This is a genomic window from Martinezella sp. CNPSo 3890, assembly GCF_057784455.1.
Window position 1 is genome coordinate 26,722 of the sequence record NZ_JBXSOR010000025.1, and the last position, 18,740, is coordinate 45,461.

An 18,740-nucleotide genomic window follows, 5' to 3' on the forward strand; every position below is an offset into this window, starting at 1 on the left:
GCGGATCAGGGAGTTATTTGCATGTCATTTTCTAAGCTTTCCTCCGCCTTGACACGGGTGGGTGCGCTTTCTGCGGCCTTGCTTGCGCCGGCGATCGCCTTTGCGCAGGAGACCGCTCCGGCTGCAGCCGCTGCGACCGCCGCTGCACCGGTTCCGGACAAGGGCGACACCGCCTTCATGTTCATCTCCACCATTCTCGTGCTCTTCATGCTCGTGCCGGGTCTGGCGCTGTTTTATGGCGGTCTCGTCCGCGCCAAGAACATGCTCTCGGTTCTGATGCAGTGCACGATGATCGGCGCGGTCGTGATGATCCTCTGGGTTCTCTACGGCTATTCCTTCGCCTTCGGCGGTGGTTCGAGCCCTTATTGGGGCGGCACGGCCAAGATGTTCCTGTCGGGCGTCTCGACCTCGACGACGGCATCGACCTTCACCAAGGGCGTGGTCATCCCTGAATTCATCTTCATGCTGTTCCAGATGACCTTTGCCGCCATTACGCCGGCACTCATCATCGGCGCCTTCGCCGAGCGCATCAAGTTCGGCGCAGCCGTGCTCTTCTGCGCGCTGTGGGCGACCTTCGTCTACTTCCCGATCGCTCACATGGTCTGGGATTCCAACGGCATGCTCTTCAAGATGGGCGCACTCGACTTCGCCGGCGGCACCGTCGTTCACATCAATGCCGGTATTGCAGGCATCGTCGGCGCTATTCTCGTCGGCAAGCGCGTCGGCTTCGGCAAGGACATGATGGCTCCGCACTCCATGACGCTCACCATGGTCGGCGCATCGATGCTCTGGGTCGGCTGGTTCGGCTTCAATGCCGGCTCCAACCTCGAAGCTTCCGGCGGCGCGATGCTCGCAACCGTCAATACCTTCGTCGCAACGGCAGCCGCCATCATCTCCTGGTCGCTGGTCGAAACCTTCACCCGCGGCAAGGCCTCCATGCTCGGTGGCGCTTCGGGCATGGTTGCCGGCCTCGTCGCCATCACGCCTGCAGCCGGCATCGCCGGTCCGATGGGCGCGATCGTCATGGGCCTGATCGTCTCGCCGCTCTGCTACTTCTTCGTCTCGGTCGTGAAGAACAAGTTCGGCTACGACGATACGGCTGACGTCTTCGGCGTACACTGCATCGGTGGTATCTTCGGCGCCATCGCAACCGGCATCTTCGCCAGTGCCTCGCTCGGCGGCGTCGGCTATGCCGATGGCGTCACGATGAGCAGCCAGGTCGTTGTCCAGCTGACCGCTGTCGTCACGACAATCCTGTGGTGCGGCATCGGCTCGGCGATCCTCTACAAGGTCGTCGACGTCATCATCGGCCTGCGCGTCGCTCCGGAAGCCGAACGCGAAGGTCTCGACCTCGCCTCGCACGGCGAAGCGGCCTACCACAATTCCTGATTGGAGCTTGCGAAACCGGGGCAAACTCTCCGGTTTCGCTCAACATCCCGTCGCGTCCTATTTCATTGCAAATAGGCGCCCTTGGCCCGGACCTTGGTTCGGGCCCTTTTCGTTCGTGCACAGCCATTTTTCTTCAGACGACAGGCGATTCATGAGGTTGGCATGCATGGTTAACATGCCATTAACCCTCCTCTGATTAGGTATGGCTAACCTGCCGGCGAGTGGGCATAGACCGATTCGTTTGCGCTTTGGACAGGAACGGGGCTGGATATCATGGGCAGAAGCAATTCGGCGGCGTTGAGCGGTCGCCCCGACCGTTTATCGCTATCGAGCGTGGTTTGGCGTCAGGTCAAGGGCCTGACGGGTTTCGCGATACTGTTCCTGCTCGCGCTCGCCGTTGCGGCGCTGGCGACTTGGAACGTCATGGACCCCAGCTATTCCTACGCAACTGCCAATGCGCCGACCAACCTGCTCGGCTTTCCCGGCGCCGCCTTTGCCGACATCATGATGCAGTCGTTCGGCCTTGCCTCGATCCTGGCGATGCTACCCGTTGTCGCCTGGGCCTTTGCGCTGATCACAAACCGCAAGCTTCATCGGGTACCCTCGCGCCTCGGCGCCTGGTTCGGCGGCTGCATCGTCGCGGCCGGCTCCATCGCCTGCTTCCCGGCGCCGCCCACCTGGCCGATTCCGAACGGTATCGGCGGTGTCGTCGGCGATCTTCTTCTGCGTCTTCCAGCCCTCTTCATCGGCACCTATCCGAGCGGTGTCGTCGCCATCATCATTGGTTCGGTCCTCGCCGTTCCGGCCATTTGGCTCATGCTCTTCGCCTCGGGCGTCATCGGCGAAAACCTCGTGGAAGACGAAAGTGATGAGGACGATTACGAGGGAACCCGCAGCCGTGCCCGCCGGGTCGGCGATGAGGACGAGGATGACGATGACGACCGTGGCGGTTTCCTCGCCAATTTCATGGCCTATGGTGCGGTCATGCATGCCTGGTACAACACGCAGGCTCGCCTGCGCCGGCTGTTCGGCATGGGGCCGCGCAAGCGCCGCGACCATGCCTTCGATGCGCCTTATGATTTCAACGACGACGAATTCGGTACGCTGAACGAGCCGGTGCGCGCCAAGGCACCCATGGCTCGGGGCGACCGTCTGGAGCCGTCCATGGATGGTCCGGCGCGCCGCGTCGTTTCCGCGCCGTCGATCAGTCTCGGTGACGATGAGGATGAAGACGAGGATTCGATCTATGATCGCGATCCGCGGCGTCCGGCCGATATCCTGCCTGACGATGAGGATGACGAGTGGCCGTTGGCCCCGCCGGCTGCTCCAAAGGGAGCCGTTGCCGGCCATCGTGTCACTCCGGCCGCGCCGCGTCCAAAACCGGGTGCGCGGGCGGAACGCGAGGCGCAGACCTCCTTCATCCGTCCCTATGGCTTCCAGCTCCCCGCCGTCCATCTGCTTGCCGAGCCGAAGGCCGTCGCCCGCGATGCGACGCTCTCGGCCGATGCGCTGGAGCAGAATGCCCGCATGCTCGAAGGCGTGCTCGAGGATTTCGGCGTCAAGGGCGAGATCATCCATGTCCGCCCCGGCCCGGTCGTCACGCTCTATGAGCTGGAGCCGGCGCCAGGCATCAAATCGTCGCGCGTCATCGGCCTTGCCGATGATATCGCCCGTTCGATGAGCGCGATCGCCGCGCGCGTCGCCGTCGTGCCCGGCCGCAACGCCATCGGCATCGAGCTGCCGAACTCGACGCGCGAAACGGTCTATCTGCGCGAGCTCATCGCCAGCCGCGATTTCGAGACGTCCAAGGCGAAGCTTGCCATGTCGCTCGGCAAGACGATCGGCGGCGAACCCGTGATTGCCGATCTCGCCAAGATGCCGCATCTGCTCGTGGCCGGTACCACCGGCTCGGGTAAATCCGTTGCGATCAACACCATGATCCTGTCGCTGCTCTATCGCATGACGCCGGAGCAGTGCCGCCTGATCATGATCGATCCGAAGATGCTCGAACTCTCCGTCTATGACGGCATTCCGCATCTGCTCTCGCCCGTCGTCACGGATCCGAAGAAAGCCGTCGTCGCGCTCAAATGGACCGTCCGTGAGATGGAAGAGCGCTACAAAAAGATGTCGAAAATCGGCGTGCGCAACATCGACGGCTTCAATACGCGCGTCGAGCAGGCCGTCGCAAAGGGTGAGGCGATCAGCCGGACCGTGCAGACCGGCTTCGATCGCCAGACCGGCGAGGCGATCTATGAGACGGAAGAATTCGACCTAAAGCCGATGCCCTACATCGTCGTCATTATCGATGAAATGGCCGATCTGATGATGGTCGCCGGCAAGGATATCGAAGGCGCCGTGCAGCGTCTGGCGCAGATGGCGCGTGCCGCCGGCATCCATGTCATCATGGCAACGCAGCGTCCGTCCGTCGACGTCATCACCGGCACGATCAAGGCAAACTTCCCGACCCGCATTTCCTTCCAGGTGACGTCGAAGATCGACAGCCGCACGATCCTCGGCGAGCAGGGAGCCGAACAGCTGCTCGGCATGGGCGACATGCTTTATATGGCCGGCGGCGGGCGTATTCAGCGCGTGCACGGCCCGTTCGTTTCCGATGGCGAGGTGGAGGATATCGTCGCCTATCTGAAGACGCAGGGTGCACCGCAATATCTCGATGCCATCACCGCCGATGATGACGAGGATGATGACGGCCACGGTCCGGTTGGCGCGTCCAATCTCTCCGATTCGGAAGATCCCTACGATCAGGCTGTTGCGATCGTGCTGCGCGACGGCAAGGCTTCGACCTCCTATATCCAGCGGAGACTGGGCATCGGCTACAATCGTGCGGCGTCGCTGATCGAGCGCATGGAGCAGGAAGGTGTGATCGGCCCGGCCAACCACGCCGGCAAACGTGAGATCCTCGTTCCCACCGAAGCCGATATTCTCGATCGCTGAGGCAATCAGCCTTTCCGTGTCGCATATCCCCTCTATGTTCAGGGAAATTTGATTGCCGCCCCTTACCGGCCCTGGGCCGTTGCGCCATGAAGACGCCGATTTTGCGCGCCATGGACGAAGCATGAAGGAGAATTCGATGACGAAATTTGATGCGCAGCCGTCCAGCCGACTGTCCCTGACCCGCCGGCACCTACTCGGCGCCGTGCTTGCGGTCGGCGCGGCAGGTGCTCTGCCGGTTTTGGCTTTCGCGCAGGCCCAGGCGCAGACGCAGGCAGCTGCAGCGACCCTCAATCCCGGTATCGCCCAGGCCATTGCCGATCATTTCTCATCCATCAAGTCGATGAAGGGCGGTTTCCTGCAGATCGGACCGCGCGGCGATCAGATGAGCGGCGCATTCTTCATCCAGCGGCCCGGCAAGATGCGTTTCAACTACGATCCGCCGTCGCGCATGCGCGTGATTTGCGACGGCAATAACGTGCAGGTCATCAACGACCAGACGCAGACAAGAAATATGTATCAGCTATCGAAGACGCCGCTCAGCCTGCTGCTGGCCAACAAGATCGACCTTTCGGCCGACATGGTGCGCAATGTCGATTCGCAGCCGGATCTGACCAAGATCACGCTCGGCAACCGCACCGTATTCGGCGATTCGACGATCACGATGATCTTCGATTCGAAGAGCTACGACCTGCGCCAATGGACCGTTATCGATCCGCAGGGCAAGACGACCGACGTTATCATCAACAATGTGAAGACCAACGTCGCCTTCGACGACAGCGTTTTCCGCATCGACTATACGCGCTGACGGTCGACTCCATCCCGAGCCATAGGTAAGCGGCGAATGGCGCTTTTCTTTCCGCTACAGCCGGTCTAAAGCCTTACGCTGACCGGAGAGACCGGTGATTCATCGAATCGCCGAGTCGCTCCGACTGTCTGTTTTGACGCAATTCCGGACGGAAAACCGCTGCGCACTTTTCCTCGAATTGCTCCAAGGAAAAGGCTCGGGCATGGGATTTTCGATTGCGACCTGGAATATCAATTCGGTGCGGCTGCGTATGCCGATCGTCGAGCAATTCGTCATGCAGGCCCGGCCCGATATTCTCTGCCTGCAGGAAACCAAGGTTCCGAACGAGCTTTTCCCCCATGCGCCGCTCCGGGCGCTTGGCTATGAGCACATCATCATCCATGGCCAGAAGGGCTATCACGGCGTGGCCATCGCCTCGCGCTTCCCGCTGACCGAGGACCATCGCCAGGATTATTGCAATGTCGGCGACAGCAGGCACATCTCGGCCATCTTCGAGCGCGGCGGCCGGCGCATCCGCCTGCACAATTTCTATGTTCCGGCCGGCGGCGACGAGCCGGATCGCGCCATCAATCCGAAATTCGGTCACAAGCTCGATTTCATCGAGGAGATGAAGAAGCTGCATGCCAATGCCGAGCAGAACACCTCCGCGATCCTCGTCGGCGATCTCAATATCGCTCCGCTGGAGCACGACGTTTGGTCGCACAAGCAGCTCCTGAAGATCGTAAGCCATACGCCTGTAGAGACCGAAGGGTTGCTCGAGGTGATGAAACGCGGCGCCTGGCTCGACCTGATGCGCCAGCAGGTACCGGCAAGCGAGAAGCTCTATACGTGGTGGAGCTATCGCGCCAAGGATTGGGAGGCTGCCGACCGCGGCCGCCGCCTCGACCATATCTGGTCTTCCTCCGATCTCGGTCCACATCTGCAGCGCATCGAGATCCTGAAAGCGGCGCGCGGCTGGGACCGTCCGTCCGACCACGTGCCGGTCATAGCGCATTTCAATCTCTGAAGCGGAATTGAACTTGTTAGAGCGTTTGCGCTTTTCTTTGAATCGCGAAAACGCTCTATCCTTTTGTATTTACGCAATTCCGGACGGAAAGCCGCTTCGCACTTTTCCTGGAATTGCTGTCAGGAGAAGCGGCCGAGCATTGCGGCTGCCTGCCTGGCAAGGGCGGCGAAGTTTTCGCGGATACGGTTCTGGATCAGCAGGCCGGCGTCTGGGTATTCTTCGATCAGCCGATGGAAGAGGGCGCGGGTGATGCGGATCACGTCGGATTCTTCGGCGGCAACAGCCGTGTATTTCCGCTCTACCAAGGTCACCATCGCCAGTTCCGAAAGCATGGTGCCTGCCTGTACCACCGCTTCCACCTGTTTCTGGCCGTCGGCATCGATGGTGCTGAGCTCGAAACTGCCGCGCGTGATGACATAGGCGCATTCGGCCGGCGATTTTTCCCGGAACAGCGTCTGGCCCTCATTCACATGGCGGCGGTCGGCGCCGAAGGCGATCAGCCGCAGCGGCTCATCGCCCATGCCGTGAAACAGCGGCAGTTGCGACAGCAGTCGGATATCGTCGTTCAGCGCCATCGATCGCCTATGGAATGATCTTGTAGCCGCCGTTTTCCGTGACAAGGATTTCGGCGTTGGAGGGATCGCGCTCGATCTTCTGGCGAAGGCGGTAGACGTGGGTTTCGAGCGTATGGGTGGTCACGCCGGAATTATAGCCCCAGACCTCTTCGAGAAGGATGTCGCGGGTGACGACCTTCTGGTCGGCGCGATAGAGATAGCGGATGATGGCGGCTTCCTTTTCGGTGAGCCGGATCTTTTGTCCGTCTTCCGTGGTGAGCAGCTTCTGGCTTGGCTTGAACAGGTAGCGTCCCACCGTGAAGGTCGCATCCTCGCTCTGTTCGTGCTGGCGCAATTGTGCGCGGATGCGGGCAAGCAGGACGGCGAAGCGGAAGGGCTTCGTCACATAGTCGTTGGCGCCGGCTTCGAGGCCGAGGATAGTGTCGGAATCCGTATCGTGCCCCGTCAGCATGATGATCGGCGCCTTGAAGCCGTTCTTGCGCAGCAGCTTCACGGCTTCGCGGCCATCCATATCGGGCAGGCCGACATCCATGATGAGGAGATCGACAGGCACGGTGCGCGCGGTCTGCACGCCTTTTCCGGCGGTCGCCTCCTGCAGGACGTTGAATTCCTCGTAAAGCGATAATTGCTCGACCAACATTTCACGCAGGTCGTTATCATCGTCCACCAGGAGAATGGTGCGTGCGGTCATGCCGTTCGGGTCCTCGTTCTAATCCCACTTAAGTCCTACGCCAAATTGCATTTTTAGCAAGTCGCGACGCGGCTCAGGCTTGGTCGTTTGGTTGAAACTGCTATGATTTCAAATGAAATCACGCGCAAAGCAAAAACATGTGAGGAAAATGCAAAAGACAAGGGCGGGGGCCAGGCGGACCGCTTCGACAATCGTCGTGCGTCCTGCGCCAGGTAAGAAAACGCGGGCGCTGGTACAGGTGGGGAGCATGACGGTACCGGCAGCGATCGGCCGATCCGGACGCAGCATATTGAAGCGCGAAGGAGACGGTGCAACACCCATCGCGGATATGAAGTTGCTTCACGGCTTCACGCGCGGCGATCGGGTTCGCTTTCTGCGGACGGCGCTGCCTATGCGGCGCATTCGTCAAGATATGCTGTGGTGCGACCAGCCCGGCGATCCCAACTATAACAGGCTGGTGAAAGCTCCTTTCGGGCCAAGCCATGAGGAATTGCGGCGAGGCGACGGCCTCTACGACGTCTGCCTGGTGCTCGACTGGAATGTGAGCTCTCGCAGGCGCAACCGCGGCTCAGCGATTTTCTTTCACCTGATCAGGCCGGGATATGAGCCGACGGCCGGGTGTGTCGCAATCAGCCTTCGCGACATGAGGCGCATTCTGCCATCGCTGCGAAGGGGTACGACCGTTCGGGTTGTCTGAAATGTCGGCCGGGGTTAAAATCCCAACATTCTCCACTATATGGCATCCAGACTGGTGCATCCATGCGAACCAGGCCGGCCCTTTCCTTTCAGAATTTAAATCACGCCTTCACTCCACCCACTTATCATCCTTTGGAGACTTATCGTGACCACGCAACCGACAATCACGTTCAATGACGGCCATTCCATTCCGCAGGTCGGCCTCGGCGTCTGGCAGACGCCGGAGAATGTTGCGCCGATGGCCGTCAGCACGGCTTTGAAAGCCGGCTATCGCCATGTCGATACCGCAGCCATCTATGCCAACGAGGATGGGGTCGGCGAAGGCATGCGCCAGTCCGGCGTCGCCCGCGAGGATATCTATCTCACAACCAAGCTCTGGAACGAGGCGCAGGGCTTCGATTCCACGCTGAAGGCCTTCGACGAAAGCCTGAAGCGGCTCGGCACCGATTATGTCGATCTCTACCTGATCCATTGGCCGTCGCCGCACCGCAACCGCTACCTCGATACCTGGAAGGCTTTCGTGCGCCTGAAGGAAGAAGGCCGCGCCCGTTCGATCGGCGTTTCCAATTTTGCCGCCGCGCATCTCGAACGTATCATCGGCGAGACCGGCGTGACGCCCGTGCTGAACCAGATCGAGCTGCATCCCACCTTCCAGCAGAAGGAACTGCGTGCGGTTCACGACAAGCTCGGCATCAAGACAGAATCCTGGAGCCCGCTCGGCCAGGGCAAGCTTCTCACCAACGCCGCCATCGGCAAGGTCGCCGCCAAACATGGCCGCACGCCAGCGCAGGTCATTATCCGCTGGCATATCGACAACGGCCTGATCGTCATCCCGAAATCGGTGACGCCGAGCCGCATCGAGGAGAACTTCAAGGTTTTCGATTTCAAGCTCGACGGCGAAGACCTGGCTGATATGGCCAAGCTCGATTCGGCTGGCGGCCGTATCGGGCCGGATCCGCTGACGGCGAGTTTCTGATCGCAGGTTGCGATCCGCTTATGCAAAGGGGCTCGGAGTGAAGGCTCCGAGCCCCTTCTGTCATCCTGGAGTCCTGAGTGCCGTCAGAGCTGAACCCAGGCCGGTGCCACCGTCGGACCTTTGCCGAGGAAGAAGCCGAAGTGGATGTTCATCTCGCCGATCGGTTCGATGAAACGGGCATTGCGGAGCGGACCCGCGTCGACCGGCTCGAAGCCGATGGATTTGACGAGGCTGGATACGGCGCGCTTGGCCTTCTCGTCGTCTCCGGCAATGAAGACCTGCAGCACCTTGCTGTTACGTCCCTCGACGGGCAGCAGCGGTGCGAAAATCGTATTAAAAGCCTTCACCACCGTCGCCTCGGGCGCAAGCGCCTGGATTTCTTCGGCGGCCGAACTCGAGTGCCCGACGACGAGGCCGCTGAAATCTGCGGTGACGGGATTGCTGATATCGATCAGCACCTTGCCCTTGAGATTTCCGGCTTCCTTCAGCGTTTCCGCGATAACGCTATAGGGCAGCGCCAGTATGACGATATCGGCAAGCTTGATAGCGGCGGCAACGCCGCCCGCTTCGATGCCAGCGCCCAGTTCGGCGGCAAAGGCTGCTGCCTTTGCGGGATCGCGATGGCCAATGACCAGGTCGGACCCTGCTTGGGTCAGCAGACGAGCCAGTCCCGCCCCCATATTTCCGGTACCAATGACAGCGATTTTCATGTTCGTCAGCTCCTTGTTGTGACTGACAAACACATAAGATTATATCCATATCCGGATAAATGATCTAGATATATCGATACTTTAAACGGATTGTTTCTAATGGATCGATTGTCCGGCATGAGCATCTTCGTCAAGGCAGTCGAGCTCGGCTCATTCAGCGCCGCGGCAGAGGCCTTGAACATGTCGCCGCAGCTCGTCGGCAAACATGTACAATTTCTCGAACAACATCTTGGTGTTCGGCTTCTCCACCGCACCACGCGCCGTCAGCACCTGACGGAGGTCGGCAGCCAGTTTTACGAGCGCTCGCGCAATATTCTGGCAGAAGTCGAGGCAGCAGAGGCGTTGGCGGCGGAAACCCGGGCCGTGCCGCGCGGCAAGCTGAGGGTCAATGCCCCGGTCACCTTCGGTATCCATGCGCTCGCTCCGGTGCTTCCGAAATATCTGAATGCGCATCCGGAAGTTTCGATCGATTTGTCGCTGACGAACCGCATGGTGGATCTGATCGATGAGGGCTATGACGCGGTCTTTCGCATCGGTGAGCTTGCTGACAGCGGATTGATCGCCCGCCGTCTAGGGCCTTATCGCCTGATGATCTGTGCTGCGCCGAGCTATCTGCGCGCCCACGGCACCCCCTCCACGCCGGACGATCTCCGAAATCATGAGTGCCTGATCTTCTCGCATACAATGTTGAGGACTCATTGGGATTTTGAAGGACCACAGGGGAATGTGAGCGTTCCGATTTCTGGCCGGCTGATGATCGACAATGGTGAGGCGCTGCTGAAAGCCGCGCTGGCAGGGCTCGGTATCGTTCTGCAGTCGTCCGAACTCATTCAGTCGAGCCTGGAAACCGGAGCACTGGTGCCGCTTTTGCCCGGGTACAGCGTGCCGACGCGCCAGCTGCATGTTCTCTATGCGCCGGATCGCCGCATCACGCCGAAGCTCCGCAGCTTTCTCGATTTCGTTTCGGCGCAATTCGGCGGCCACGGATCGGTGTGACCGGATGGCGGGATTATCCTCCGCCATCCTCTCGGCTCATTCTCACGAGACCTCTTGCGCAAGAGCGCCACGCCTTGAACGTGCCATGCCTGTGACGGCGATGGCCAGCGTCGCGACGATCAGCAGGGCGCCGACCACAAAGGTGATCTGCATGCCTGTTGCAATGGCCTCCGGGCGTGCTGTGATAATATCGCTCGTTCCCGATCCTAGTGTGAAGATGGCGCCCATGACAGACGCGCCCGTTATCAGCCCGAGGTTTCGCGACAGGCTCAGCATGCCTGAAACGACGCCGCGTTGCTCGGAGCCTATGCCCTTCATGATCGCGGTGTTGTTGGATGCCTGAAACATCGCGTAGCTGGAGGTGATGATGACCAGTGGCCCGATATAGCCGGCGGCTCCGAATCTGCCTTGCAGTGCTGCCATCAGGACCAGGCCGATGATCATGCCCACAAGACCTGTCATGGTCATGCGGTGGGCGCCGAAGCGATCGACGATGCGACCGGCCGGCACGCCCGTCAGCGCTGACACCAGCGGGCCGACGGACATGATGGCGCCGACCTGGGCCGCATCGAAGCCGAGAGCGCGGGAGAGATAGAAAGGCCCGACCACCAGCGTCGTCATGATGACGGTGGAAACGAGGGTGCTCATGACAAGACCCGTGCTGAGCTTAGGATCGCGGAACATGGAAAGGCGCAGCAGCGGCGACTTCACCTTCGTCTCGGTGAAGGCAAACAGAGCGATGCCTGAAGACGCGGCCAGCAGCAGACCGATATTCAAAGCGCCAAAGCTTCCATGCCCGATCGTCATGGCAAGCGCATAGGCGGCCAGCGTCAGGGCCAGCAGAAAAGTGCCGATCATATCCAGCCGCCCCTGGCTTGCCTTCCGGTGCTGGCGATCCGCTGGCAGAAAGCAGGCGGCGAGCAGGAAGTTCGCGATCCCCAACGGAATATTGACCAGGAAGATGGTCTCCCAGCCGAAGCCTGCGATCAGCAGGCCGCCGAGCGACGGGCCGAGCGTGGTGCCGATCGCAGACATTGTGCCGAGCAGGCCCATGGCGCTGCCTGTGCGCTCTTTCGGCACGGTTTCACCGACCATCGCGACAGTGAGCGCCATCATCATGGCGGCGCCGAGACCTTGCAGACCTCTGGCGGCGAGCAATAGCCAGAGTGTCGGCGCAATGCCGCAGAAAAGCGAGGCGAGGGTGAAAAGGCTGATGCCGATCAGCAGCAGGCGCCGCCTGCCGAAAATGTCACCCAGCCGTCCGACGCTGACGATCAGCGTGGAGATGGCGAGGAGATAGGCAAGCACGATCCACTGCACCTGCTGAAAGGAGGCGCCGAATGCCTGGGCGAGCGTTGGCAATCCGACATTGGCAATGCTGGTATCGAGCGAAGGCATCAGCATGGACAGCGATAGGCTGGTAAGGGCCCAGCGGATGGAGGATGTGGACTTTGTGTGGCCGGCTTTGTCCGGATCTTCAATGATTGGCTGCAACATGAGCTCCATTTCTAGTGACGTATAAAACTTCCGGCAGAAAGGTAGCTCTCGGCATGATATGGCGGAATACGCAGCATTTGCACTTGATCAGTGCATTTGACGCTATGCATCAAGAAAACCATGTTATGGTCGCATCATGTCCACGCCTGATCTCAACCTGCTCGTCACTCTCAATGTCCTGCTTGCCGAGGGCAGCGTTGCGCGCGCCGCCCGGCGATTGCGATTGAGCCCGTCGGCCATGAGTAGGCAGCTGGCGCGGCTGCGCGAGACGACGGGCGATCCATTGTTGGTCAGGGCCGGGCGAGGGCTGGTGCCGACGCCGCGGGCGCTGGAGCTACGCGAGCGCGTCGGTCATCTTGTTCAGGAGGCGGAAGCGGCCTTGCGGCCCGCCGAAAGCCTCGATCTGAAGCAGCTTGCTCGAATCTTCACGTTGCGCACCCGCGAAGGCTTCGTGGAGAATTTCGGCGCCGAATTGATCGCACGCATTGCCTGGCAGGCGCCTGGTGTTCGGCTCTACTTCACTCAGAAGCTGGACAAGGACAGCGTGCCTCTGCGCGACGGCACGATCGATTTCGAGACCGGCGTCGTGGGAGACGATACCGGCCCAGAGCTGCGGACGCAGGCGCTGTTCCGCGATCGCTTCATCGGAGTGGTCCGACACGGGCATCCGCTGGGCGCGCGCGAGATGACACCGGAGCGTTATGCCGCCGGCCGGCATATTCTCGTTTCGCGGCGTGGCCTGCAGAAGGGACAGATCGACGAGGCGCTGGAGAAACTGGGGCTGGCGCGGCAGATCGCAACGATTGTCGGCAGCTTCTCGGCGGCGCTGGCCTTGGCGCGCGCCTCCGACCTGATCGTCAGTGTGCCGGAGCGCTATACGGGCAATCTGCGTGTCAGCATGCATAGTTTCGCGCTGCCGGTGCCGACATCCGATGTGACGATCTCGCTGCTCTGGCATCCGCGCATGGATGCGGACCCGGCGCACCGCTGGCTGAGGGGCTGCATTCGCGACGTCTGCGCCGGATCGCGTCGGAGCGATCAATCAGATTCGAAGTCGGCTAAATAATTGCGCAGCAGGCGGTCAAAAGCCATGCGTTCGCCTTCGGAAAGGGTGGAGATCAGGCGTTTCTGTGTTTCGACATGCGCCGTCACCGCCGCATCGATAAGCTCGAAGCCTTTCGGCGTCAGAGATATCAGGAAGCTACGGCCATCATCCGGGTTCTGGCTGCGAGCGACGAGGCCGGCCCTCTCCAGCTGATCGATGCGATTGGTCATCGTGCCCGACGAGACCATCATCGTCTCCATAAGGTCGCTGGGGGAGAGAGTATAAGGCTCGCCCGAGCGACGTAGGGTCGCCAGCATGTCGAAATTTGCCGAGTTCAGGCCGAAGCGGCCGAAGGTCTTCTCCATCTCGCGCGAGAGATGGAGCGCGAGATTGCGCAAGCGCCCGAACAGGCCCATGGCCGTGGTGTCGAGATCCGGTCGTTCGCGGCGCCACTGGGCGAGAATTTTGTCGATGCGATCCATGCCGGAACTTCGCCATGAATTTATCTTGACGTCAAGGTATTTCAGGTTATCTTGAGGTCGAGATAAATTCGAGGCCAAGATCATGAACCGCAATCTCGACCTGTTGCTGACCGCCATCGCGCCGGCGATCTGGGGCAGCACCTATCTGGTAACGACGCAACTGCTGCCGGCGGGCTATCCCCTCACGGTCGCTATGCTGCGCGCCCTGCCGGCCGGGCTGCTGCTGCTTGTGATCGTGCGGCGGCTGCCGCGCGGGATCTGGTGGTTGAAAACGCTGGCCCTCGGCGCACTGAACTTCTCCGTCTTCTGGTGGCTGCTGTTCATTTCGGCCTATCGCCTGCCGGGTGGTGTGGCCGCGACGGTCGGTGCAGTCCAGCCGCTGATCGTCATCGTGCTGGCGCGCTTGTTGCTGGGGTCGGCGATCCGCGGCCTTTCGATTATCGCCGCCATTGCCGGCATCGGCGGCGTTGCGCTGCTGATTCTGACTCCGAATGCGACGCTCGATCCGATCGGCATCGCTGCGGGTATTGCCGGTGCCTTCTCCATGGCGGCGGGCACCGTGCTCAGCCGCCGCTGGCGGCCTGATGTCTCGCCGCTGACCTTTACGGCATGGCAGCTGACGGCGGGCGGCGTGGTGTTGCTGCCGGTGGCGCTGCTGCTGGAGCCGCCACTACCGCATCTGACCGGCGCCAACATTCTCGGCTTCGCCTATCTCGGGCTGATCGGCGCAGCACTCACCTATATTCTCTGGTTTCGGGGTCTGTCGCGGCTCGAGCCTTCGATGGTCTCGCCGCTTGGCTTCCTCAGCCCGACAATGGCGGTGATCCTGGGTTGGGCCGTGCTCGGCCAGCAGCTGAGCCCGATGCAGATGTTCGGTATCGTCGTCGTGCTCGGTAGCGTCTGGCTCAGCCAGCGGGCGCAGCAGGCTCCATCCACCGAACAATCAGCACCCGCTAGGCACCCGGCAACCGCGCCGAGAGGATAGAAGGCTGCTAAGGTGCGTGGCGATCTTTCAGATTCGCCGGCCGCGCTTGGGCTCGTGATTTTGCGCATGTCGTTATCGCAAACCGCTTCGTATTTTGCACGACATGCTTGAGGCAGCAGTTGCCTCCAGACTTCTGATATCAGATCGTAGACGATGTCGGCAGAAGTTCGTTGATGTCTTCAGGAATGAAGCCGCCAGTCTGGCGTTTCCATAGGCGGGCAAACAGGCCATTCTGTTCGGCCAGTTCCTCGGGCCTGCCTTCTTCCACGATGCGCCCGTGATCGAGCACGACTATGCGGTCCATCTTGGCAATGGTGGAGAGGCGATGAGCGATGGCAATCACTGTCTTGCCCTCCATCACCAAATTGAGCCTATCCTGGATGGCGGCTTCGGATTCGCTGTCCAGCGCCGAGGTTGCCTCATCCAGCACCAGGATCGGTGCGTCTTTCAACAGGGCGCGGGCGATGGCCACGCGCTGGCGCTGGCCGCCGGAAAGCTTGATGCCGCGGTCGCCGACGAAGGCGTCATAGCCCTTGCGGCCTTCGCTGTCTGCGAGATCGGCAATGAAGGCATCGGCGCTAGCCATTTTCGCGACCTCCTCAATTTCGTCCTTGGTCGCCTCCGGCCGTCCGTAGCGGATATTGTCACCGACCGAACGATGCAGCAGCGCCACATCTTGCGCGATGACGCCGATCGCGCGGCGAAGACTTGCCTGCGTGATGGCGCGGATATCCTGCCCGTCGATCAGGATCGCGCCGTCCTTAATATCGTAGAAGCGCAGGAGCAGGTTGGCGAGCGTCGTCTTACCCGCGCCTGAGAGGCCAACGAGGCCGATCTTTTCGCCCGGCCGCACCGTCAGCGAAAGGTCATCGATGACGGGCTTGCCAGATTTGTAGGCGAAACGAACATTCTCGAAGCGGATTTCACCGTTCGGGACGACAAGATCCCGCGCGTCCGGCCGGTCGGTAATGGTAGGCGGCGTCGTCATGACTGGCATGGCGTCCTTGATCGTGCCGATCGCCTGGAAGATCTGCTGGCCCATCTGCAGGAAAGTAAATGTGTGACCGGAGAGGCGGTTGAGAACATAAACGGCGGCGGTGAATTCGCCGATCGTGACGAAGCCATCCACGAGCCCGGTAAAGCCGATCGACAGGATAGCCAGCCAGTGCATCATGTTGAGAACGACGACGATGACCTCAGCGGTACGGTAGATGCGTTGTTCGCTCTGCTGAGCTTCGATAGCCTTGCCGATTATGCCTCTGATGGCGCCGGCCTCGCTGTCTTCCGCGGCGAATTGCTTGACCATTTGCATATTGGCGTAGAGATCGGTGATGGCGCCGGAAATCAGGCTGCGACGCTTGGCCGAGCGGCGTGAGCGCTCAGTGAAGACAGGTGCCAGCCTGACGGCGAGAAGCACGTTGAGCGTGATCCAGATGATGGACGGAAGGGCAAGCTGCCAGGAGAGCGCGCCCAGAAGGATGACGGAGCCGACCATCTGCATGATAAAGCGCGGAATGGACTGGAAGGCCGAAACGACCTGCTGCTGGACGGCTGAGGCTACCTGCTGCAGGCGCGAGGCGACCTGGCCGGCATAGAGATCGTGGAAGAATGCGAGATCCTGCCGCTCCACCGCCCTGTGGCCTTGCCATTGAATGGCGGCCGGCATGCCGATCCCAAGCGTATGCGAGTTCAACGTATTGACGAGGAAAGAGCCAATCGGGATGCAGGGGAAAAGCATCAGCCCAAGGAAGATCAGCAGCATCCGGTCGTTATGCAGGAAAGCGGCAGCACCCTGCTGCGTGACACCATCAACAATGACGGACAGGCCCCAAACGATGGTCAGGCTCATGACTTCAATCGCCATGGTGCAGAGGGCGAGCGTGATCAGGATGCCGCGAAACATGAGGATGAAGTGAAGAAGAACGGCCAGTGGCCCCGAGGGAGGCAGCGGCCGGTAGGGGATGTCGAGCGGCCGGATCAACCTTTCGAAAGGGCGGTAGATCTTATCTGAAATCGACATGTGCCTCTCGGATCAAAAATCGGGAGGAGCGCGGGGAATGAGTCAGACGGGCCGCATAAAATCATCTTCCGGCTGCAATCTCAAATAGAAATTTCAGAAATATAGGACGAGCGGGTGTCGCGAAAACCGGGCCTGAGGCGGTACGGCTAAGAGCTGTCGCTGAATTCCGAGATAGACGGCTCAGGTGGGAGAATTTTCACAGCAGAGAAAAAAGGCGGCTCTGAGGCCGCCTTTTGCAGTCAATCAATCGAAGCAGATCATTTCCACTCGCGGATATCGACGAAGTGGCCGGCGATCGCGGCGGCGGCGGCCATAGCCGGCGAAACCAGATGCGTGCGGCCCTTGAAGCCCTGGCGGCCTTCGAAGTTGCGGTTCGAGGTCGAAGCGCAGCGCTCGCCCGGCTTCAAGCGGTCGTCGTTCATGGCGAGGCACATGGAACAGCCAGGCTCGCGCCAATCGAAGCCGGCAGCCTTGAAGATCTTGTCGAGACCTTCGGCTTCCGCCTGTTCCTTCACGAGGCCGGAGCCCGGAACGATCATGGCGTTGACCGTGGAAGCCACCGTCTTGCCTTCGACGACCTTGGCGACAGCGCGCAGGTCTTCGATGCGGCCGTTGGTGCACGAGCCGATGAAGACGCGATCGATGTTGATCTCGGTCATCGGCGTGCCCGGCTTCAGGCCCATATAGTCGAGCGCACGCCACTTGGAAGCGCGCTTGGTTTCGTCTTGGATCTCATCCGGGTTCGGAACGATACCCTGAATAGAGATGACGTCCTCCGGCGAGGAGCCCCAGGACACGATCGGCGGCAGGTTGGCGGCATCAAGCTTGACGATGCGGTCGTAATGTGCGCCCTCATCCGACTTCAGCGTCTTCCAGTAGGCGATTGCCTGCTCCAGCGCCTCGCCCTTCGGCGCGCGCGGCTTGCCCTTGATATATTCGAAGGTGACCTCGTCCGGAGCGATCAGGCCGGCGCGGGCGCCGCCTTCGATCGACATGTTGCAGATGGTCATGCGGCCTTCCATCGACAGCGAGCGGATGGCTTCGCCGGCATATTCGATGACGTAGCCGGTGCCGCCTGCGGTGCCGATTTCACCGATGATGGCGAGGATGATGTCCTTGGCGGTGACGCCCGGCGGCAGCTGGCCGTCGACCTGCACCAGCATGTTCTTGGCCTTCTTCTGGATCAGCGTCTGCGTGGCGAGCACATGCTCGACCTCGGAGGTGCCGATACCATGGGCGAGTGAGCCGAAGGCGCCGTGGGTCGAGGTGTGGCTGTCGCCGCAGACGATGGTCATGCCGGGCAAGGTGAAGCCTTGCTCGGGGCCAATGATGTGGACGATGCCCTGACGCTTGTCGTTTTCGGAGTAGTATTCCACGCCGAATTCAGCGGCATTCTTGGCGAGCTGTTCGACCTGGATGCGGCTTTCCTCGTTCTTGATGCCGAGGTGGCGATCCGGCGAGGTTGGCACGTTATGGTCGACGACGGCCAGCGTCTTCTGCGGCGCGTGAACCTTGCGGCCGGACATGCGCAGACCTTCGAAAGCCTGCGGCGACGTCACCTCGTGAACGAGATGACGGTCGATATAGAGAAGACAGGTGCCGTCGTCTTGGGCGTCGACCAGATGGTCGTCCCAGATTTTGTCGTACAGTGTGCGTGGAGCGCTCATGGCTACAGATCCATATTGGCATTATCGAAGATGGGGGGTGACGGATCAGGACCGCCGGCCTCGGGTGTGATCAGCGAAGTCGGCTGTTGAGCGCGCCCGAAATCATCGCAAAGAAACGTGCCGGCAGGCGCTTATGGTCCTGCAGCACGAAAGCCGTGACGTAACGTCCGTCTTTGCTCATGATCTTACTCATGGCCATGCTCATATCAATTTTCAAAACCTTCGGCAATGGCGACGATAGGCAGTAT

At 60.7% G+C, this 18,740-nt stretch carries 16 protein-coding genes; 9 read left to right on the top strand and 7 right to left on the bottom strand.

The window, feature by feature from the left end:
- Positions 1–21 precede the first annotated feature (21 nt).
- The 4 genes from AC13RC_RS31915 to AC13RC_RS31930 all read left to right on the top strand — a co-directional run bounded on the left by AC13RC_RS31915 (position 22) and on the right by AC13RC_RS31930 (position 6,152).
- On the top strand, positions 22–1,389 hold the full coding sequence (locus AC13RC_RS31915) for an ammonium transporter (protein ID WP_113330874.1): 1,368 nt from the start codon (positions 22–24) through the stop codon (positions 1,387–1,389).
- Between the two features lie 273 nt (positions 1,390–1,662).
- Positions 1,663–4,341 carry an FtsK/SpoIIIE family DNA translocase gene (locus tag AC13RC_RS31920; protein WP_488559581.1) on the top strand — a complete coding sequence of 893 codons (2,679 nt, stop codon included), beginning with the start codon at positions 1,663–1,665 and terminating at the stop codon, positions 4,339–4,341.
- A 136-nt stretch (positions 4,342–4,477) separates the two neighbouring features.
- On the top strand, positions 4,478–5,146 hold the full coding sequence (locus AC13RC_RS31925) for an outer-membrane lipoprotein carrier protein LolA (RefSeq protein ID WP_488559582.1): 669 nt from the start codon (positions 4,478–4,480) through the stop codon (positions 5,144–5,146).
- 202 nt (positions 5,147–5,348) lie between these two features.
- Complete coding sequence (locus AC13RC_RS31930; protein ID WP_488559583.1) at positions 5,349–6,152, top strand: exodeoxyribonuclease III; 804 nt, start codon at positions 5,349–5,351, stop codon at positions 6,150–6,152.
- 119 nt (positions 6,153–6,271) lie between these two features.
- On the opposite strand, the gene AC13RC_RS31935 is transcribed toward AC13RC_RS31930, so the two are convergent.
- Both AC13RC_RS31935 and AC13RC_RS31940 read right to left on the bottom strand, forming a co-directional pair.
- Positions 6,272–6,727, bottom strand: coding sequence for a cyclic nucleotide-binding domain-containing protein (locus tag AC13RC_RS31935; RefSeq protein WP_069614788.1), 456 nt, complete (start codon positions 6,725–6,727; stop codon positions 6,272–6,274).
- Positions 6,728–6,734: 7 nt separating this feature from the next.
- Positions 6,735–7,418, bottom strand: a complete 684-nt coding sequence (locus AC13RC_RS31940; protein WP_092717256.1) for a response regulator transcription factor — start codon at positions 7,416–7,418, stop codon at positions 6,735–6,737.
- A gap of 148 nt (positions 7,419–7,566) precedes the next feature.
- On the opposite strand from AC13RC_RS31940, the gene AC13RC_RS31945 reads away from it, so the two are divergent.
- Both AC13RC_RS31945 and AC13RC_RS31950 read left to right on the top strand, forming a co-directional pair.
- A complete protein-coding gene (locus AC13RC_RS31945) occupies positions 7,567–8,115 on the top strand; it encodes a L,D-transpeptidase family protein (RefSeq protein ID WP_488559584.1) in 549 nt (182 codons plus the stop codon).
- Positions 8,116–8,259: 144 nt separating this feature from the next.
- Positions 8,260–9,090 (top strand): aldo/keto reductase, encoded by an 831-nt coding sequence (locus AC13RC_RS31950; protein WP_488559585.1) that lies wholly within the window; start codon positions 8,260–8,262, stop codon positions 9,088–9,090.
- An 83-nt stretch (positions 9,091–9,173) separates the two neighbouring features.
- Here AC13RC_RS31950 and AC13RC_RS31955 read toward each other — a convergent pair whose 3' ends face one another.
- Positions 9,174–9,833 (bottom strand): NADPH-dependent F420 reductase, encoded by a 660-nt coding sequence (locus AC13RC_RS31955; protein ID WP_488559586.1) that lies wholly within the window; start codon positions 9,831–9,833, stop codon positions 9,174–9,176.
- Positions 9,834–9,899: 66 nt separating this feature from the next.
- Between AC13RC_RS31955 and AC13RC_RS31960 the strand changes: the two genes are divergently transcribed.
- Positions 9,900–10,796 carry a LysR family transcriptional regulator gene (locus AC13RC_RS31960; protein WP_488559587.1) on the top strand — a complete coding sequence of 299 codons (897 nt, stop codon included), beginning with the start codon at positions 9,900–9,902 and terminating at the stop codon, positions 10,794–10,796.
- 42 nt (positions 10,797–10,838) lie between these two features.
- Here AC13RC_RS31960 and AC13RC_RS31965 read toward each other — a convergent pair whose 3' ends face one another.
- Entirely contained in the window at positions 10,839–12,293 is a 1,455-nt protein-coding gene (locus tag AC13RC_RS31965) for an MFS transporter (RefSeq protein WP_488559588.1), read from the bottom strand.
- Between the two features lie 136 nt (positions 12,294–12,429).
- Between AC13RC_RS31965 and AC13RC_RS31970 the strand changes: the two genes are divergently transcribed.
- Positions 12,430–13,359 carry a LysR family transcriptional regulator gene (locus AC13RC_RS31970; RefSeq protein ID WP_488559589.1) on the top strand — a complete coding sequence of 310 codons (930 nt, stop codon included), beginning with the start codon at positions 12,430–12,432 and terminating at the stop codon, positions 13,357–13,359.
- Here the strand turns inward: AC13RC_RS31970 and AC13RC_RS31975 are convergent.
- The gene (locus tag AC13RC_RS31975; protein WP_488559590.1) at positions 13,332–13,820 is read right to left on the bottom strand and encodes a MarR family winged helix-turn-helix transcriptional regulator; all 489 of its coding nucleotides are present in this window, start codon (positions 13,818–13,820) and stop codon (positions 13,332–13,334) included. The two genes, AC13RC_RS31970 and AC13RC_RS31975, sit on opposite strands and share 28 nt — an antisense overlap.
- A gap of 82 nt (positions 13,821–13,902) precedes the next feature.
- Between AC13RC_RS31975 and AC13RC_RS31980 the strand changes: the two genes are divergently transcribed.
- Positions 13,903–14,805: an EamA family transporter gene (locus tag AC13RC_RS31980; RefSeq protein WP_488559591.1), complete on the top strand. Its 903-nt coding sequence runs from the start codon at positions 13,903–13,905 to the stop codon at positions 14,803–14,805.
- 139 nt (positions 14,806–14,944) lie between these two features.
- On the opposite strand, the gene AC13RC_RS31985 is transcribed toward AC13RC_RS31980, so the two are convergent.
- On the bottom strand, positions 14,945–16,825 hold the full coding sequence (locus tag AC13RC_RS31985; RefSeq protein ID WP_488559592.1) for an ABC transporter ATP-binding protein: 1,881 nt from the start codon (positions 16,823–16,825) through the stop codon (positions 14,945–14,947).
- 257 nt (positions 16,826–17,082) lie between these two features.
- Complete coding sequence (gene leuC / locus AC13RC_RS31990) at positions 17,083–18,492, bottom strand: 3-isopropylmalate dehydratase large subunit (protein WP_152095780.1); 1,410 nt, start codon at positions 18,490–18,492, stop codon at positions 17,083–17,085.
- Positions 18,493–18,740: the final 248 nt, after the last annotated feature.

What these genes read in the sequence shown, in the direction of transcription:
- AC13RC_RS31965 (WP_488559588.1), bottom strand. Translation starts at nt 12,293, where the DNA reads ATGTTGCAGCCAATCATTGAAGATCCGGACAAAGCCGGCCACACAAAG.
- AC13RC_RS31960 (WP_488559587.1), top strand. Translation starts at nt 9,900, where the DNA reads ATGGATCGATTGTCCGGCATGAGCATCTTCGTCAAGGCAGTCGAGCTC.
- leuC (WP_152095780.1), bottom strand. Translation starts at nt 18,492, where the DNA reads ATGAGCGCTCCACGCACACTGTACGACAAAATCTGGGACGACCATCTG.
- AC13RC_RS31945 (WP_488559584.1), top strand. Translation starts at nt 7,567, where the DNA reads ATGCAAAAGACAAGGGCGGGGGCCAGGCGGACCGCTTCGACAATCGTC.
- AC13RC_RS31940 (WP_092717256.1), bottom strand. Translation starts at nt 7,418, where the DNA reads ATGACCGCACGCACCATTCTCCTGGTGGACGATGATAACGACCTGCGT.
- AC13RC_RS31930 (WP_488559583.1), top strand. Translation starts at nt 5,349, where the DNA reads ATGGGATTTTCGATTGCGACCTGGAATATCAATTCGGTGCGGCTGCGT.
- AC13RC_RS31915 (WP_113330874.1), top strand. Translation starts at nt 22, where the DNA reads ATGTCATTTTCTAAGCTTTCCTCCGCCTTGACACGGGTGGGTGCGCTT.
- AC13RC_RS31935 (WP_069614788.1), bottom strand. Translation starts at nt 6,727, where the DNA reads ATGGCGCTGAACGACGATATCCGACTGCTGTCGCAACTGCCGCTGTTT.
- AC13RC_RS31920 (WP_488559581.1), top strand. Translation starts at nt 1,663, where the DNA reads ATGGGCAGAAGCAATTCGGCGGCGTTGAGCGGTCGCCCCGACCGTTTA.
- AC13RC_RS31975 (WP_488559590.1), bottom strand. Translation starts at nt 13,820, where the DNA reads ATGGATCGCATCGACAAAATTCTCGCCCAGTGGCGCCGCGAACGACCG.
- AC13RC_RS31985 (WP_488559592.1), bottom strand. Translation starts at nt 16,825, where the DNA reads ATGTCGATTTCAGATAAGATCTACCGCCCTTTCGAAAGGTTGATCCGG.
- AC13RC_RS31970 (WP_488559589.1), top strand. Translation starts at nt 12,430, where the DNA reads ATGTCCACGCCTGATCTCAACCTGCTCGTCACTCTCAATGTCCTGCTT.
- AC13RC_RS31980 (WP_488559591.1), top strand. Translation starts at nt 13,903, where the DNA reads ATGAACCGCAATCTCGACCTGTTGCTGACCGCCATCGCGCCGGCGATC.
- AC13RC_RS31925 (WP_488559582.1), top strand. Translation starts at nt 4,478, where the DNA reads ATGACGAAATTTGATGCGCAGCCGTCCAGCCGACTGTCCCTGACCCGC.